Annotated in this window: 16 protein-coding genes; 13 read left to right on the top strand and 3 right to left on the bottom strand. The window is 37.4% G+C overall.

The window, feature by feature from the left end; all coding sequences use genetic code 11:
• Positions 1–50: 50 nt before the first annotated feature.
• Positions 51–2366 (bottom strand): helix-turn-helix domain-containing protein, encoded by a 2316-nt coding sequence (locus AC1TO5_RS11105; protein WP_482062866.1) that lies wholly within the window; start codon positions 2364–2366, stop codon positions 51–53.
• A 145-nt stretch (positions 2367–2511) separates the two neighbouring features.
• Between AC1TO5_RS11105 and AC1TO5_RS11100 the strand changes: the two genes are divergently transcribed.
• From AC1TO5_RS11100 to AC1TO5_RS11080, 5 genes are all read left to right on the top strand, one after another.
• Positions 2512–4023, top strand: coding sequence for an extracellular solute-binding protein (locus AC1TO5_RS11100; RefSeq protein ID WP_482062865.1), 1512 nt, complete (start codon positions 2512–2514; stop codon positions 4021–4023).
• A gap of 322 nt (positions 4024–4345) precedes the next feature.
• The gene (locus tag AC1TO5_RS11095) at positions 4346–5902 is read left to right on the top strand and encodes an extracellular solute-binding protein (RefSeq protein ID WP_482062864.1); all 1557 of its coding nucleotides are present in this window, start codon (positions 4346–4348) and stop codon (positions 5900–5902) included.
• Between the two features lie 100 nt (positions 5903–6002).
• Positions 6003–6959, top strand: a complete 957-nt coding sequence (locus AC1TO5_RS11090) for an ABC transporter permease (protein ID WP_482062863.1) — start codon at positions 6003–6005, stop codon at positions 6957–6959.
• 22 nt (positions 6960–6981) lie between these two features.
• Positions 6982–7857 carry a carbohydrate ABC transporter permease gene (locus AC1TO5_RS11085; RefSeq protein ID WP_482062862.1) on the top strand — a complete coding sequence of 292 codons (876 nt, stop codon included), beginning with the start codon at positions 6982–6984 and terminating at the stop codon, positions 7855–7857.
• Between the two features lie 65 nt (positions 7858–7922).
• Positions 7923–9026 (top strand): glycoside hydrolase family 88/105 protein, encoded by a 1104-nt coding sequence (locus AC1TO5_RS11080; protein ID WP_482062861.1) that lies wholly within the window; start codon positions 7923–7925, stop codon positions 9024–9026.
• A 68-nt stretch (positions 9027–9094) separates the two neighbouring features.
• Here the strand turns inward: AC1TO5_RS11080 and AC1TO5_RS11075 are convergent, their stop codons facing one another.
• The gene (locus AC1TO5_RS11075; protein ID WP_482062860.1) at positions 9095–9610 is read right to left on the bottom strand and encodes a DUF2798 domain-containing protein; all 516 of its coding nucleotides are present in this window, start codon (positions 9608–9610) and stop codon (positions 9095–9097) included.
• Positions 9611–9754: 144 nt separating this feature from the next.
• On the opposite strand from AC1TO5_RS11075, the gene AC1TO5_RS11070 reads away from it, so the two are divergent.
• On the top strand, positions 9755–10321 hold the full coding sequence (locus AC1TO5_RS11070; protein ID WP_482062859.1) for a TetR/AcrR family transcriptional regulator: 567 nt from the start codon (positions 9755–9757) through the stop codon (positions 10319–10321).
• Positions 10322–10456: 135 nt separating this feature from the next.
• Here the strand turns inward: AC1TO5_RS11070 and AC1TO5_RS11065 are convergent, their stop codons facing one another.
• Positions 10457–11371, bottom strand: a complete 915-nt coding sequence (locus tag AC1TO5_RS11065) for a class I SAM-dependent methyltransferase (protein ID WP_482062858.1) — start codon at positions 11369–11371, stop codon at positions 10457–10459.
• A gap of 160 nt (positions 11372–11531) precedes the next feature.
• Between AC1TO5_RS11065 and AC1TO5_RS11060 the strand changes: the two genes are divergently transcribed.
• The 7 genes from AC1TO5_RS11060 to AC1TO5_RS11030 all read left to right on the top strand — a co-directional run bounded on the left by AC1TO5_RS11060 (position 11532) and on the right by AC1TO5_RS11030 (position 17888).
• Positions 11532–11660: a hypothetical protein gene (locus AC1TO5_RS11060; protein ID WP_482062857.1), complete on the top strand. Its 129-nt coding sequence runs from the start codon at positions 11532–11534 to the stop codon at positions 11658–11660.
• Between the two features lie 127 nt (positions 11661–11787).
• A complete protein-coding gene (locus AC1TO5_RS11055; protein WP_482062856.1) occupies positions 11788–12057 on the top strand; it encodes an RNA polymerase sigma factor in 270 nt (89 codons plus the stop codon).
• The gene (locus tag AC1TO5_RS11050) at positions 12029–12622 is read left to right on the top strand and encodes a hypothetical protein (protein ID WP_482062855.1); all 594 of its coding nucleotides are present in this window, start codon (positions 12029–12031) and stop codon (positions 12620–12622) included. Before AC1TO5_RS11055 ends, AC1TO5_RS11050 begins: the two co-directional genes overlap by 29 nt.
• Before the next feature lie 547 nt (positions 12623–13169).
• A complete protein-coding gene (locus AC1TO5_RS11045) occupies positions 13170–14114 on the top strand; it encodes a carbohydrate ABC transporter permease (protein ID WP_482062854.1) in 945 nt (314 codons plus the stop codon).
• Positions 14111–14944, top strand: coding sequence for a carbohydrate ABC transporter permease (locus AC1TO5_RS11040; protein ID WP_482062853.1), 834 nt, complete (start codon positions 14111–14113; stop codon positions 14942–14944). The genes AC1TO5_RS11045 and AC1TO5_RS11040 overlap by 4 nt, the downstream gene beginning before the upstream one ends.
• Before the next feature lie 40 nt (positions 14945–14984).
• Positions 14985–16325: an ABC transporter substrate-binding protein gene (locus AC1TO5_RS11035; RefSeq protein WP_482062852.1), complete on the top strand. Its 1341-nt coding sequence runs from the start codon at positions 14985–14987 to the stop codon at positions 16323–16325.
• 249 nt (positions 16326–16574) lie between these two features.
• A complete protein-coding gene (locus AC1TO5_RS11030; protein WP_482062851.1) occupies positions 16575–17888 on the top strand; it encodes an extracellular solute-binding protein in 1314 nt (437 codons plus the stop codon).
• Positions 17889–17900: the final 12 nt, after the last annotated feature.

Raw genomic sequence — 17900 nt, 5'->3', positions numbered from 1 at the left:
CTATTGGTATTTGCCTTTTGAATTTGCGATGAAGTATCTACGTTATCAACTTATGTCTGATTAGTTTTGAATTTATCACGATATTGTCCAGGGGTCATACCCTCTAGCTTGCGAAACGAGCGAATAAAGTTTTGAGAGTTATTATACTGCAGCTTTGCGGCGATATCCTTAATTGCAATAGTAGATTCAGATAGCCACTTTTTAGCCATTTTAAATCGATACATCGTTAAGTAATCAGTAAAGGAAACATTCGTTTCCTTGCGAAAAACACCACTTAAATAGTTCGCATTATAATGTAAGCGAGATGCACACTCCTCTAGCGTAAGGTCGGTATCATAGTGTTGCTGCACTAGATCAATAATTTTCGCTGATAAATTATGATATTGCGTATCTTGTCTATCGCGATAAATGGTAACAAGCGGATAAATGACGACCTTCCAAAACCATCGCTGGATTTCCTGCTTGTGCTGTATTTTAAGTAGCTGCTCTAGTAATGAACCATGATGATCAAGCTGCTTTAATGTAATCCCTGATTCCTGCATTGTGATGACTAGATTATTAAGCAATCTAGTGAGTGGAAATTGAAATTCTTGCGGTGACCGATCACTCTGAAAGATGCTGTAAAGAAACTGCGACAAAAGCTCTTTGGCATGATCTGCTTCGGCCACTTTAATCGCATCCAATAATTCATTTTCAAGCTGCTGTGGATAATTAATTTGCAGTACATTTCGTTGTTCATTCGTTTGATTGTACTGAATAATAATACCTTCGCCAAGAATCATGCGATGCTTCAATGCATCCAATCCTTCACGATAAGCATTACCTATGGAGCTAAACTCGTGAAATGCTGTACTAATTCCGATACTAATTTGTAAATTCAAAATTTGCTGCACCTGCTGCTGGAGTGATTCCGTCAAGCTATATTGTATGGAATGTAAAATTGTATCCTCCTTCTCGGGAGTACCAATAATAACGACTACACTTTGATCTAAAACAATTGGAGCTAGCCGCTGCTCAGTTGGTATCAATTCCTCTAAAACATTGTGGAGGGCAAATAAAAGTAAATCGATATCTTGAATGGTATGACTACTTGAAGGATGGAAATCAATTTGAATCGTAATAACTTCCATCGTATTCCAATTGTCTAATTGATAGGAATATCCAAATTGTTGAAGCTGTGATCGTATTTCAGCAGCTTTAATTTGCCCTTGGTAAGCTTTCATAAAAAACAGTGTTCGAACCTGATGGAGATGCTGTTGAACCTGAAACTCTAGTTCTGATTTGGACTGAAATAAAGAATGGACACGCTCACTAATTAATTGAAATTCATTAGCATTTTGCTTCGAGCCTCCATCACCATGCTCGATACCACCAATTTGCAGTAAAAGACGGCGGATCGGACTATAAAATTGCTTCGTTCCCAGCCAAACTAATAGAAAGCATAAGAAAATGATGCCTAAACAAATGTAAAGAGTATACATTCCAATTTTATTGGATTCAGCGGTTAAAGCTTCAATGGACGAAATCGACATATACGTCCAGCCTGTTGTGATGGATTTGTAGTAGGTGACAGTGGAGTGGATCTGATTAATTTGAGTATTGTATTGTCCGCTCATATCGGTTAATTCGTTCAGATTAATACCTGCCGTATTGATGGGCTGTCCAATGAGTGATTGGTCCGTATGAATGACAATGTTGGACTGATCATCCAATACGATAACATCAGAGCTCGAGTCGATATTTTGTACGACCATTTCTTGTAGGTCGCAGGTTGGGATCGTTGCTAGGGCAAGACCATACATATCTACGCTATTGGCTGGAAGTTGCTTGACGAGCGTGATGTTATAAGGACATACCGCAGTATTTCTAGCGACCTCTTCACTATAGAACAGATAAGATGGAGTCAGCACCCATGGTGTATATTCGGGCAGATTCATTAGCTCTATTAGCTGATCATCATACTCATATTGATCCAGTTCATATAAACCTGAATTTTTAATAAGCCAATTGTGCCGTTCATTGAGTAAGATAACATCCTCGAGTTTTATATCAAATGATTGCATATGCCGTATTTCGTTGCGAAGATCATCATAAAGCATAAAGTCAGCAGCCGTTAAATTTTGAGACATTGCTTGTTTCAGAACGGTAGAGGCAAGCATTTGATTCATAGTATGGTTGACAGTAGTCAATTTCTGTTCTACATTTGAATTAATCTGCATAATAAGTTGTCTTTTTCCTTCGTTAACATTTTTTTGGATTTCGTTAGATGCTGTAATATAGGCGAAAATTCCAATGAAAATAACGGGAATTGTGCTGAGTAAACATCCGAAAATCATCATTTTAGTTAAATAATTAAGTGAACGCATATTATCTCAACACCTTACTATTAATTTGAAGAATATGATTATCTTTATTTTAGTAAACGCATACATATTATACAATAATCATCTAGCATAGCAATAATCAACATCTCATAATATCGTAAAATCCAACAGTATAAGGGGAGTTACAATGGAACAACATAAGCAATTGAACTTCATCTTAATCGTATATAGGCTTGGTATGTTGGTATTAATCGTCACCCTGTTATTTGGCTGTAGCGCATCTGCTGTAACGCCAAAGACGGAAGATACAAGGATTACTGAGATTTCGATTATGGTGCCGCTACATTTTCCACATTCTCCAAGTGAGGAAAGCATAGCATTACTTGAACAATTAACAAATACTAAACTAGAGCTAAGCTGGGTGCCAGATGGAATTTATTCTGACAAAATGCATACAGCATTAACGACAAACTCCTATAAAAAAGTAATGTTCGAGAAGTATACAGATTATGTTTCTATTAAAAGCTCGATTAGAACAGGTGCATTTTGGGAGATTGGTCCTTATCTTGAGCAGTTTCCTAACTTGAAGCAATTGAATCAGGAGATATTATTACAAACAGCGGTTGATGGGAAAATATACGGTTTATATACGGAACGCCAATCCTCGAGGCAAGGTATCATTTTACGAAAGGATTGGTTAGATAGCTTAGGTATGAAAGAGCCGACAACTATTGATGAATTATACGAAATATTGTATGCATTTACTTATCAAGATCCAGATTATAATGGCAAGGACGATACGATTGGTTTAACCGATCGAAATGATTTAATTTATGGTGCTTTTAAAACACTAGGTTCCTATTTTGGTACTCCGAATAATTGGGAATTAATGGATCAAACCTTTATGCCAGAGTTTGAAACAGATACGTATATGAATACAATGAATTTCATGAAAAAATTATATGAGGAGAAGCTTATTAATGCTGATTTCCCAGTTACTAGTAAGGAGATGCAGCGTGAGCTATTAATTCGTGGGACAGCGGGTGCGTATATTGGCACTATGACTGATGTACAGCGCTTATATGAGGAAGCAAAGCAATTTAATGATGCGGTTGAATTTACTGTTATCAATCGGATAGAAGGGCCAGTAGGCAACCGTATTTGGTCAATTCCAAATTTTAATGGCTTATATTTATTTTCTAAAAAAGCAATTCCTACAGAGGATGAGCTACTAAAGGTACTAGCTTTCTTTGATCGTACGATGGATGCAGATGTAGCAAACTTACTACACTATGGAATTAAAGATAAGCATTATACAGTCGAGGATGATAAAGTTATATTATCAGAGGAATTAACGGCACTCCGTTCACAGGAAGTAAATGCACTATATTCGTTGATGATTGCTGATCTAAGTAATTCCAATGTTATGGAGGTAGCCGAGCAGCATCATTTATGGAGCTATGCTGCACAATTGGTAGAAGATAATAATAATTTTCTTGTCCTTGACCCGACGGTAGGACTGGAATCTATAACCTATGATGAGCGTGGGAGTGAGTTATACAGGATCATTTCAGATGCAACATACAATTATATACTAGGTGCGATTGATGATAATGAGTATGAACAGAAGATAGAACTATGGCGGAAAAATGGTGGGGATCGAATTATTGCTGAGTATACAGCGGATTATTTTCAGTAGAATACTTATTCACAAGTATAGTTAAATAGATCTAATTATCGATAGAGGGTTATATAGGCTGCGGTAAGTAGTGCAAGTTATGGCTACTTTACTGCAGTTTTTTTTGTTCATTGAGTTGAATAGTTCACGAGTTTGAGCTCAAGTGTCACTATCTCTCTTCATAATCATTAACTCATATATTGATTCATTAGGCATGAGCATGAACAAATGATTATTTCTGAACCATATCTGCAGATGTTACGGTATAGAAGCTTACAGATGACGAATGATTTTAAGACACCGGTTCAGCTATTTTTAATAATGAAAATGGGGGTCATCGTTTATGAAGAAAAAGCCAATAGTTATTGTATTAAGTATTTTGTTAGCGCTTTCTCTGGTGTTGAGTGCATGTGGAGGAAATAACAAAGGTAGTTCTGATCCAACACCAACACCAAAAGGGACAACAGATGTTAAAGGAAATGAGAACAAAGATGAAGAGGTACCAGCCAAGCCAACTGAAATTACGATTATGCTACCATTAAATGTTGCAGAAACACCACCAGACACGATCAAAAATGAGCTTGAAAAACTAACAAATACAAAACTAACATACCAATTTTCCCCGGCAGATACGTATGAGGAGAAATTAAATACGTCACTAGCAACGAGCACATTACCACAAGTCGTCTACTTGAAAAATCAAGCAACTTTTTTACAAATGAGGGAAGCCATTCGTGATGGACAGTTTTGGGAAATTGGACCTTATTTAGCGGAATTCCCTAACCTGAATAAATTGAAGCCAGAAATTTTGAATAATACAAAGGTAGATGAAAAGCTGTATTCCTTATATATTGGTCGTCCACTTGCACGACAAGGTCTAATTTATCGCAAGGACTGGGCTGATAGCTTAGATTTAGAGGCGCCGAAAACAGTTGAGGATCTGTATACAATGCTAGACAAGTTTACGAATGGGGATCCAGACAATAATGGTATCGCCGATACGATTGGTTTGGCAGATCGTAATGATCTAATCTACGGTGCATTCAAAACAATAGCTTCTTGGTTTGCTACTCCCAATGGATGGGGCGAAAAGGATGGGCAGCTATTGCCAGAATTCACTTCTGAAGAGTACATTGCATCGATGGATTATATGAAGAAGATTCGTGACAATAACTTAATGAATGTAGACTTTGCAGCGACTAGTAAAACAGATCAAGTAGCCCTGTTTACTAGTGGTAAAGCTGGCGCATATATCGGATCTATGCAAGATATTGATTCTTTAGATAAGGACTTAGTTAAAAATGTCCCTACAGCAAATGCAAGTGTACACGCACTAATGGAAGGACCAGATGGTAATGTGTCTACTTGGGCGATTCCTGGATACAACAATGTTGTACTATTCCCGAAAACAGCGATCAAAAATGAAGATGAGCTTAAGAAAATACTTGCCTTCTTTGATGCGATGATGACACCTGAAATATCTAATCTAATGTTCTGGGGAATTGAAGGTGTTCACTATACAGCAGTAGATGGGGAAGCAAAGCCATCTGATGATAAAGAGTTAACTGAGCGTGAAGTTAAAGGATTCAAAGATAGTGTTATTGGAGAACCAGAAACAAGTGGTAGATTAGAGGCATTAAACACACTTGAGGCACGTATTTTAGCAGAACAATTAATTATTGAAAATGCTAAGGTAGCGATTCATGATCCAACAGCAGCGCTTGATTCTGCTACTTATGCAGAAAAAGCAACTCAGCTGCAAGAGCTGATTACAGACGCAACATATAAGTACATGTACGGTTCAATTGATCTTGCTGGATTTAATGCAGCTATTGAAGATTGGAAAAAACGTGGGGGTCAACAAATGATCGATGAATTTAATGCTGCTTACAAACAATAAGACTGACTAGATATAAGCAGGGTGGCTGCGGAAGGGCTAAGCATAGATCTGCTATGCCCTTCTCTTCCCCTCGAAATGCAACGTGGGAAAGGAGAGAAGAATGATGCAAGATGTAGTAATAGAGAAAGCACATGTTCCAGGAACACGGTCTAGCAGTGAACTAAAGAGGCGATTATGGCGAAATAAATGGTTGTATGTCATGATCACTCCGGGAATTTTATTTTTTATAATATTTAAATATATTCCTATGTTTGGATTAGTAATAGCTTTTCAAGATTTTAAGCCATTCTTTGGATTCTCGGGTAGTGAGTGGGTTGGATTTGAACATTTTAAGCGTTTATTCACAGAACCAGACTTCTTAAACATACTATTCAATACGTTAATTTTATTCGGGTTGAATTTGCTAATTTATTTTCCAGTACCGATTATTTTAGCTTTAATGTTAAATGAGGTTCGGATTACATTTTTCAAACGGTTTTTTCAATCCCTTGTATATTTACCGCATTTTCTTTCTTGGGTCATTATTGTATCGATAAGCTTCGTCATGCTTACGATGGATGGTGGAATTATTAATGAGCTATTAGTCTTTTTTGGATTTGAAAAAGTCAATTTCCTGCTCAATAACGGTTGGTTCAGACCTGTATATATCCTTCAAGTAATCTGGCGTGAAGCTGGGTGGGGAACGATTATATATTTAGCTGCAATTGCATCGGTGGATCCTGGGCAATATGAAGCGGCGCGGATAGATGGCGCATCCAGAATGAGACAGGTATGGCATATTACTTTACCAGCGATTCGTAGCGTTATTATTATATTATTAATTTTGAAAATCGGTGATGTGCTAGAACTTGGTTTTGAGCATGTGTACTTGCTCTTAAATTCAATGAATCGCGAAGTTGCTGAAATTATAGATACTTACGTTTATACGGCCGGCTTGCGTCAGGGACAGTTCAGTTACGCTTCAGCCATTGGTTTATTTAAATCTTTAGTAGGCTTAGTTCTAGTCGTGCTTGCTAATTATTTGGCGAAGAAAATGGGTGAGGAAGGCGTTTATTAATCTGAGATGAGGAGGTGAGCTCATGGTTGAGGATCGTACATTTACTGGGCGTATGTTTGGCATTATTAATTATTTGTTGTTATCCATCATTTCGTTGATAACTGTGCTGCCCTTTATGCATGTAGTGGCAGGTTCATTTACAACGAGTGCGGAATTAGCTGTGAAACGCTTCGTTCTTATTCCAACAGAATGGAGCTTTGAAGCCTATCGTTTTATTTTCTCGACCGATACTATTTTTAGAGCGATGGGAGTTTCAGTAGGAGTGACCTTCTTCGGTACGATATTCAGCATGCTAATTACAGCATTAATGGCATATGGATTATCACGACGTGACTTGGATGGTCGTAAATACATTATGTTTTTGGTTGTATTTACGATGTTATTTAGTGGTGGCTTAATTCCTACATTTCTCGTCGTAAGTAAACTGAATCTAATCGATAGTTACTTGGCATTAATTATTCCATCAGCAATTACCGCATTTAATTTAATTATATTAAAAAACTTTTTCCAAAACATTCCTGAAGGTCTTGAGGAATCTGCTAAAATTGATGGGTGTAGTGATTTTGGTATTCTATTCCGGATCGTACTGCCATTATCAATGCCTGCTATCGCAACTTTATCTTTGTTCTATGCTGTTACCTACTGGAATACGTATTTAAGCGCAATATTGTACTTAAATGATGCTGCCAAATGGCCTATTCAAGTATTACTTCGACAAATCGTAGTACTAGCGAGTGGTCTAGAGTTTGGTGCAGAGTTAGATGCATCGGTGCCTCCACCAGAGCAAACGGTGAAAATGGCTGTTATTGTTGTAGCTACTTTGCCGATCCTCTGTGTGTATCCATTCCTACAAAAGCATTTTGCGAAGGGTGCGATGCTAGGTTCGATAAAAGGTTAAGCTATCGAAGCTACATTTTATTTACAAGAAGCATATCAAGCAGCAATAAAAAGTTTTAGGAGGTAATGATGAACAGACAATTGAATTGGTCTCCGCTTGATTGGGCAGAGTCTGCATGTCAATCATTGATGGAAAATTATGTGCCAGAAGAACTGCCGCCAGCTCATCGGTGGCACTATCACCAGGGAGTATTTCTATGCGGTATGGAGCAGGTGTTTTCACTTACGGGGAAAGAAAGCTATGAACAATATATTAAACGCTATGTTGATCAGTTAATTGATGAAGATGGTAATCTCTATTTTGCAAGGGATGAGCTTGATGCGATTCAGCCAGGATTGTTACTGTTTCGTTTAGCGGAGCAATATCCTGACGATGGTCGCTATGAAAAAGCAGCCCAAAAGCTCCGCTATCTATTTGAAACGTTAAATCGTACGAGTGAAGGTGGATTTTGGCATAAGGATAAATACCCGTATAATATGTGGCTAGATGGATTATATATGGGTGGAGTATTTGCTTTGAAATACGCGAACGCATTTGATGAGCCGGAGCTTAGAGAACTGGTCTTTTTGCAGGAGCAATTGATGCGAGAACATATGCGTGATGAGAAGACGGGTTTGCTCTATCATGCATGGGATGAAAGCAAACAAATGCCATGGGCAAATGAGGAGACGGGCTGTTCCCCTGAGTTCTGGGCTCGCTCACTTGGGTGGTATGGCTTAGCGATTAGCCAATTTCTCGATGAGTTACCTGAGACAGATACAAGAGTGAAGCAATGGGAGCAGGTACTATCACAATTCGTAAATGCATTACTACCATATCAAGATGAAGAATCAGGTCTTTGGTATCAAGTCGTTGATAAAGTTGAGCAAGAAGATAATTGGCTAGAAACATCAGGTACATGCTTGTTCGTATATGCGATTGCAAAAGCTTATCAAAGAGGGCTTGTGGGGGAAGATTCATTCGTCGCCGCCAATAGGGGTTATCAGGGATTGCTGGAAACGATTGAGTTTGACAAGCACTTTATACTTCCTAAAATTTGTATCGGTACTTCAGCAGGTGATTATCAAAACTATGTGACCAGACCTACGAGCGAAAATGATTTGCATGGTGTAGGTGCATTTATATTAGCTTCAGTTGAAATGGAAAAGATCCAATCAAGTATTTCATAATAATGGCCAGTCAGAATACGTCTCTGACTGGCTGTTTTGTTGCTGCAATATTAGAATGTACAATATGATTAATTTTGATTCAACTGAGTGTTACTTGCTGCTTTACGTGCCTGACTTTGATGTAGTTTTTTCATAGCAAAGCGAGCGATTGGTTGTGCAACTAATAGTTCAATCCAGAATGCGACACCAAAATTTCTTGGCCAAATGTGAAGGAAGTTTTGAAATGGTTCTAGACTGATTTGTTTCATACCAACCCAAGTTCCAATAATCGATAACACGAGAGATAATACGGTAACATTCAATATCGTATTCAATAGAACTCGGGCATTAAATCCATCCGTTTGTCCTACGAATTTTGGCATTACTTTGCCAACAATCGGTCCAGCAACTAATCTAACTAATAAAACGACGATTACCCACATGATCGGGATAATCTTTAAAGTATCTAGATATACTTCTTTACTAAATCCACGTTCCAGTCCCACAATAATAGGCGCTATTGTGTTCACGGATATTATTGAAATAATTAGTAAAAATAAAATACCTTCTTTTGCGTTTCTAGGCAATCTGTCCTCATTATTCATTTTTTCATCTCCTAATTATATTGACCGTTCAGTATAATCCCTCAACATATTTTATGTAATATTATTAATAATGTCAACATAGTTGGAATTAATTACTCTTTTCGCTAAAATGAAATGAATAGCATTTAGAAAGAGTGAAAAAATATGGAGATTACTACAAAAGAGAAGATTCTAATGGCTGCGTCACGTCTATTTCGTAAACAAGGGTATCATGCAACAACATTGAACCAAATATCAAAAGAAAGTAATACACCAAGAGGATCAGTTTATTATTATTTTGAGAATGGGAAAGAACAGCTTGCACAAGAAGCGATTATACGAACAGGTCAAATTATTAAACAACGTATCGAGGACGCATTAGCAAAAGAGTCTGACGCTGCATTAGCTATTCATAATCATTTGAAGAATAAAGCAAATGAGATTGAAATGCAGAAGGAATCTAAGGATATTTTTTCATTAGTTGCGATTGCCAGAGAAGTGTCAGATACGAATACTATTCTTCGGGAAACGTGTGAAGAAGTTTATGAAAGTTGGATTAACACATTTGCAGCAAAAATTGAAAGTTCAGGTTTTGATAAGCAGGAATCTGTGAACTTAGCGATTACTATTCAAGCGTTGATTGAAGGGGCTTATGCACTAGTGGTTTCGCAACAAGACGCTAAGGCGATGTATATTATAAGTGAACAAGTACTCAATATATTAGCGCGCTAATTATTATGAGGAATTGGATAGTATACAAAACTCTAAGCATACTAGTTGCTATGAAGGAGTATCATCATTTCAGTAGAAAAAGATAGCCAAACAGGGGGAGTGTTTGTAACTCGCCCTGTTTGGCGTACAGTGAACTTAAGATTTAACTGCCAAGCAATAATTTACATTATCGAACGCTGTTATTTTATTTTCAGGCTGACTTTCATTATAAGCTTGAAACAACTCTCCGGTAATTTCCGCAGGAGTCAAATGCTGATAGATGAGCAGATTAACAGATGCTAACATTTGCTCCAACTCAGAATAAGAATAACTGGCCTGCATAGGTTCACCTGCTTGAGCAGCCATCATTACCTGCTTTTGTGTACGTTGAGCTGCTTGAGAAGTGAATGTATGCTCATCGGGATAATCAAAAACGATACTGCTCCCGCTCGGAATCATCGAAGCAATAGTAGACAAGAGATGCTTAAATACATCCTTAGGCAAATAATAGCTAATTCCTAGCAGACTACTAAAACTGATTAGATTTCTGTTAAAAGCTGGGCAGGCTAGTAGAAGGTTCTGCCAGTCAGTTTCGAGAAAGTCGGCTGAAATGCAGTGTAGATTTGAGGGTTTAATCATATTTAAGGTGGATACACGTCTGAGTTTGTCGGTAGCAGTAAAAAGATGATCGATTTCAAAGATTTGTAATTGCGATGCCCACTTCGGCTGGCGATAAGCGAAGGTGTCATAACCTGCGGCAAAAATGAGATATTGTCTGGCGCCGAGTGTAGTTGCAAGCTCTAGTGCTCGCTCTGCAAAGGCGGCTCTACCAATTGGAGAAGGAGAAAGTTGGTAATCATTAATCCTGCGTAGCGCTTGCTCCTGTGAACCATCAAATTCAGGTTGGAAGAACGCTATTGCTTGAGACATATTACTGGAAATATTCTCATATTCTTCATCGGTTAATAGTTGTCTAGCAATTTGATCATCAAAAATTTTAATCTGATTATGCTCAGTATGATACGCTCTTGAGAATGCACTGATAAGCGCAGTTAAACTCTTATTTTCCATTATCTATCACCTCATTTCTGTTATAACATGGGGACAGTTAATGAAACAACACTTGATTTTTATGTAATTTTATGGTATAATACATGCGAAAAATTAACAGTATTCACAGTTTTGACATATTTATAAGGGTTTGTTACCTTCAGAATGGAAGGATTTCTAAATGAGTGCATTGATTGGTGGAAAAGTTGGTGAGGGCGGTTGTTCCGAAGTTTATGAGTGGGAAAATAACAATAAAATAATCAAATTAGCTAGAGCGAATATAGATATTGATGCTATGAAAAGAGCGTAACATCTCTGACTGGATTTTTTTGTTATGATTACAAAAACGGATGACTCTAAAGAACTACAAATAAAAAAACATTTTTCTTGTAACGTAATGAAAAGTTAGAAGTTATATTAGTGAAAGGAGTGAAAATATGAGATTTGAGGAAATCTATCGCGCGTACTTTCAAGAAGTATATTTATATCTTAGATCATTAGCTCATAACGAAAGTATAGCTGAGGAAATTACTCAAGAAGCGTTTTTTAAAGCATTAAAATCAATTGATAGTTTCGATGGATCTAAGGATATTCGAGCGTGGCTTTTTACTATTGCTAAAAATACATATTTCTCTTATTACAAGAAAAAGAAGTGGCAAGTAGATTCGGAGTTTGTAGATGAAGAAGCTGGTAGAAGAGCACTTTGAACAGTGTGAGCAATGTGCGAATGAATATGCAGCAATGAAGCGGAATCTTATTATTCCCGTCGATAAAGAGACATTAATCATTAAGCGTATTCAAAAAAAATGGCTAAATAAAAAAATTATGATTTCAGGATTATCAGTACTAATTACAGCTTTAATTCTCATAGGAGCTTACTTATATGTATTTGTTTATGCAACAGTTGTACCTTACTCAGAAGATGTAATTAAAATTGAAACACAAAATAAAGATCAGCTCGTTACACATTATTATGGGATTAGTTATCAATCGACAAGTATGACGCATCCGATTACCCTTGAAATTAATGGTGAGGAAAAGAATGTGGTCTTCTTACACTATAAAGAATCTATCGCAAATTCGCATTCAAGAAAACTTATGGATAATGAAGAAGTACGTAATGAGCAAGAATTTATCTTTCAAATTCCAGAAAGCGAAATGGTCGACGCTGTATATTATACAGATTTTGATTCTGAAAAATTAGCTATGAAGCTAAGTACTAATCCTTGGTATTCTGTTCTTGACGGTGCTGAATTGATATGGGAGAAATAAAATTAAGAGTAATTCTGAGAGAAAAATGAATTGGATTCTGATAGGGGAAATCCAGTGGTTATATTGATAAGCAACAGAAGTCACACAATATCAACGATTGCTAGTTTGCCGTACAGCTATTATGGAGATCTGATCTTAAGATTTAACAGCCAAGCAATAATTCAAATTATCGAAAGCCGTTATTTGTGAATATTAGGGTCGAATGGCATTCTAACGGACATAGAAGTCGTTATTTGACCTTAATGGAGCCCAAATGCATCAAATGGTGTGAAGACATCAAAATCAACCTTGATTGATATTCAAGCATTGATTTTGGTTTTGAGCCAAAAATAGAAAGCTTAAATACATCGCTTTATGGGCTGAATGCTCATAAAGCGATGTGTTTTTTGTTTCATTCACGATATTGTTTCTTGTGGTCCTTGTTTGTAATGGCTAGAGCGTATTTATCTTTATTTTTTCACCTATTCAAGTTGATTTCCTCACCTGTTCGCTCTTAGATTATTCCTTTAATGTTATCAGTAGATAATATGAGAAGGGAGAAATTCGTATGGAGACTGATAAGAATGAAAATAATACCGTGCCCATTAAGCGTAAACGTTCAAAAAATGGCATGAATAACTTGGCGGGGTATATCTTCATATCTCCATGGTTGATTGGATTTTTATTACTTACGTTATGGCCGATTATGCAATCATTCTATCTTTCTTTCACGGATTATTCATTACTTTCAGATCCAGAATGGTCAGGACTAGATAATTACAAAAAAATCTTTACTAGGGACGATGATTTTACTGCATCCTTAAGGGTGACTTTTATTTTCGTATTAGTATCATTGCCGTTAAAATTAATCTTTTCGCTTTTAGTAGCATTACTGCTTAATCAAAAACTAAAAGGGATGAATTTTTATAGAACGGTAATTTATTTTCCATCGCTAATTGGCGGTAGCATTGCAGTATCTCTACTTTGGAGAAATATATTTGGTTTAGATGGTTACGTCAATGAAATGCTTTCTTGGTTTGGCATTCAAGGAATCGGGTGGGTCTCCAATCCTGATACAGCACTTGGCTCACTCGTATTACTTAATGTATGGCAATTTGGCTCAACGATGGTTATTTTTCTGGCAGGACTTAAGCAAATTCCTTCTGAGCTGTATGAATCGGCTTCTGTTGATGGAGCAGCAAAAGTACGAAAGTTTTTCCATATCACTTTACCAATGTTATCTCCAGTTATGTTCTTTAATTTGATATTAGGTATCATCGGTTCCTTCCAAATGTTTACCGCTGCACTCATTATTACAAAGGGTGGTCCGATGCACTCCACCTATATGTATGCTCTGTTCCTCTATGAGAAGGCATTTAAGCATTTTCAGATGGGCTATGCGTCTGCACTTGCTTGGGTATTGCTAGTTATTGTAGCTATTATTACGGCGTTGAATTTCTTTGTCTCTCGTTACTGGGTGTTTTATGAGTCAGATGGGAAGGGGGACAAATGATGAATCAACTCAAAAATAAGCAGAAACATATCGTGCTCATATTGTTTTCTATCTTTATGATTTATCCAGTGTTTTGGTGGTTAGGCGCATCATTGAAATCGATCGAAGAAATGAAAAGTCCGTCCCTATGGCCAACAGAACCAATTTGGGACAATTATATTCAAGGCTGGTCATTCTCACCTTCCGAGCATACCTTTGCTCATTTCTTCGGTAATACATTACTTATGGAGCTTTGGAATGTAGCAGGAGGAGTAATTACTGCAGCAATCGTAGCCTATGGTTTTGCCCGATTGAATTTCCGGTTAAAAGGATTTTGGTTCGCCATTTTGTTAATGACGATGATGTTGCCTACTCAGGTTACTATCGTACCGCAATACATTCTCTTCAATAAACTTAATTTAGTTAATAGCTATGTCCCATTAATATTGCCACATTTTTTTGGTGGTGGTGCATTTTTTATCTTTCTTCTTGTACAGTTTATTCGTGGAATTCCACGAGATCTTGATGAAGCAGCGAAAATCGATGGGGCATCTGTATACGGAATTTTCCTTCGAATTATTTTCCCGCTTATTAAGCCTTCACTAGTGACTGTGGCAATTTTTACATTCATCTGGAGCTGGGATGATTTCTTTGCACAGGTGCTTTATTTGACCTCAGTCGATAAATTCACAGTAGGTCTTGCATTGCGCATGTACATTGACCAATTTGAAATCCAGTGGGGGCCGATGCTTGCGATGGCTATGGTATCAATTGTTCCCTCTGCGATTATATTTTTTCTCGCACAGAAGCATTTCGTCGAAGGTATTGCAACGACGGGGATTAAAGGTTAGTTAGTTTCATCTAATCGAAAATTGAGAGGGGATTAAAGTCATGAAGAAAAAATGGTCAAAAAGTATGGGATTGTTCATGTTAGCTATGCTGCTTATTCTTACAGCATGTGGAAGCAACAGCACTAACGAAGGTAAAACAACCAATACACCAAAGACAACGGATAATGGTTCAGTAAGTAATTCTACAGATAATGATGCGAAGCCAGTCGAGTTAACAATTATGTGGTGGGGGCCAGATACTAGACATGAAGCGACTTTAAAGGCACTTGAAATTTATACAAAACAGCATGCTAACGTTACTTTTAAGCCTGAGTATTTGGCTTGGGATGCTTTTTGGGCAAAGCTACCAACGTTAGCAGCATCTAAGTCTATTACAGATGTATTACAAATGGATGCAGCATATATTCAAGAGTATGTTGGTAAGGGAACATTGGAAGATCTATCTGATATTGATTTGTCAGGTATTGTTGACTCCAACGTAATTGAGAATTTGAAAATTGATGGCAAGCTATATGGTATTCCGCTAAGTCAAAATGCTCAAGGTATTGCATTCAACAAAACAGCACTTGAGGCTGCTGGTGTTGATCTACCACAAAAGGACTGGACTTGGGAACAGTATTTTGAATTTGGTCGCAAAGCAAAAGAAAAACTACCAGAAGGTCAATATGGTATTTCTGATACGTCAGACCTTTGGGACTGGTATCTGTGGTATCAAACCGCGAATGGTGGAAAACCTCTAATGAGTGATGGAGGAAAAACATTTACTTTAGAAAAGGATTTATTTTTTGAATATCACAATACATTTGCTCAATTACGTCAAGATAAAATTGTACCAGCAGCAGAACAGCAGGTAGCTCTATTGGAGAATGATCCTACTTCTGATCCAATGGGTTCAGGAGTAGTGATGACGCGTGGAGCAACTACAGGATCGGTTAATGCACTCGAGAGTATGCTTCCAGGGCAAGTTGATGTTGTGAACCTTCCGGTAGGCGAAGCAGGTGGCGGTTGGGCACAATCAACAATCTTCTTATCTGTTAGTGCTAATTCCAAAAATAAAGAGCAAGCAAAAGAGTTTTTGAAATGGTTTATTACAGATGCTGAGGCAGGTAGTGCACTTGCATTAACTCGTGGTATTCCAATTAATCCGGAGATTTATACGGCACTAGAGCCAAATCTTACACCGCAAGAAAAGCTTGGTAAAAAGATTTATGATGTTGCATTAGACAAGGCATTACCATTCTTTCCTATAGCTGAAGGATATTCCGAATGGGTCGATACTTATAAGGCAACGATGCAATCTGTTATGTTCGGAAAATCTTCAATTGAAGAAGCATATGAGAAGCTGAATACGCTTGGATTAGAAATTGCAGCTAAGAGATAATCTTAATATCTTTCTAGCAAACCGCCTGCTATTACTTAACTGTAATCAGGCGGCTTTTTCTAACTATTGGGTTTTATTTATAGGAACAAACAGGATAGCATTATACTTTATGAAAAGTTAATATTGTGAAAAGAATGTAGTTATAGGATAATTAATAGTGATAATATAAGGAAAATTTATCCACAATTAACGAGCTGAAAATAATATGAAAATCACGGTTATGTAGACAATCGTAAAGGAGAGGGCGAAATGAAAATATTACTTCTTCGATCGATTATACTGCTTATCTCCACGATGTTACTTATTAGTTGTAGCCTCATAGGGGAGAGTGGAAATGTGATGGATACTCCACAACCTATTAAGCTTACCATTATGCATAATTGGATTGTTCAAGATGGAAAGGCACTGGCGATACGTACTATTCTTGAGGATTTTCGTGCAACACACCCAAACATTATTATAGAAGAAGAGGGACTATCCACAGATGGACTAAAGTCTAGATTGCGTACACTGGCTGCAGCAGATGAAATGCCTGATCTGTTTGTAATGTGGCCGGATGCTATGACCAAGGATTTCGTCAAGGCTGGACATCTTCAGCCCATTGATGATTTTTTAGCGGATAAGGAAGAATGGAAAAATAACTTTCTCCCTGGATCTTTCGATGGTTACACCGTAAACAATCATATATACACTGTTCCAATGAATTTAGCTCCTACTTCATTTATATATTACAACAAAGCTATATTCGATCAATATCAGGTCAAAGTTCCTACGACATGGGAGGAACTATTGCAAGCCATTGAAATTTTTAACCGTAACAATATAATTCCAATTGCATTAGGTAACAAGTCAACCTGGGTGGTACAGTCCACAATTTTTAGTACATTAGCCGATAGAATTACAGGATCAGATTGGATTGAAAGGGTGAGAAATCAAGATAGTGCGTCATTTACCGACCCTGAGTTCATACGAGCACTTGAAGTATTACAAAACTTGAAAGAAGTTGGAGCTTTTCAATCTGGTTATAACAGTATTGATGAGAACGAAATGATGCAGTTATATTTGAATGGAAAATCAGCGATGGTCATTAATGGTGGTTGGGCAGTATCCTCCATCGTGAAGAATGCTATGTCTGATGTACTGAACCATACACATGTTATGATTCTTCCTCCAATAGAAGGCGGAAAGGGTGCGGCATTATCGACATCCGGAGTTGTTGGCACAGGACTTGGCGTCAATATTAATTTAACTGGAGAACGAAAAGAAGCTGCAATGGAGTTGTTCTATGCGTTGTCAGGACCGAAAGGTCAACAAGCTACACTCGACAGTAATACTTTAATCAGCTACAAAATTTCACTCGATGAGAGCAAGGTAAGTCCTCTTTTTATTGAATTGAATGAGCTTGTTCAAAGAATAAGCATTAGTCCCGTATATGATAGCAGCCTTAATTCTGAGATAGCAGATGTACTGAATAATGGACTTCAAGAAATATTACTTGGTGGCGATCCTGTCATGATTGCTCAAAAAATACAGGATGCACAAGTTGCATCGCTAGCGAAGTAACCTAATTTCTCT

It is taken from the genome of Paenibacillus sp. Y930, assembly GCF_056786375.1.
The sequence above is the reverse complement of the archived record's forward strand: the minus strand, read 5'-3'. Positions and strand labels throughout refer to the sequence as shown.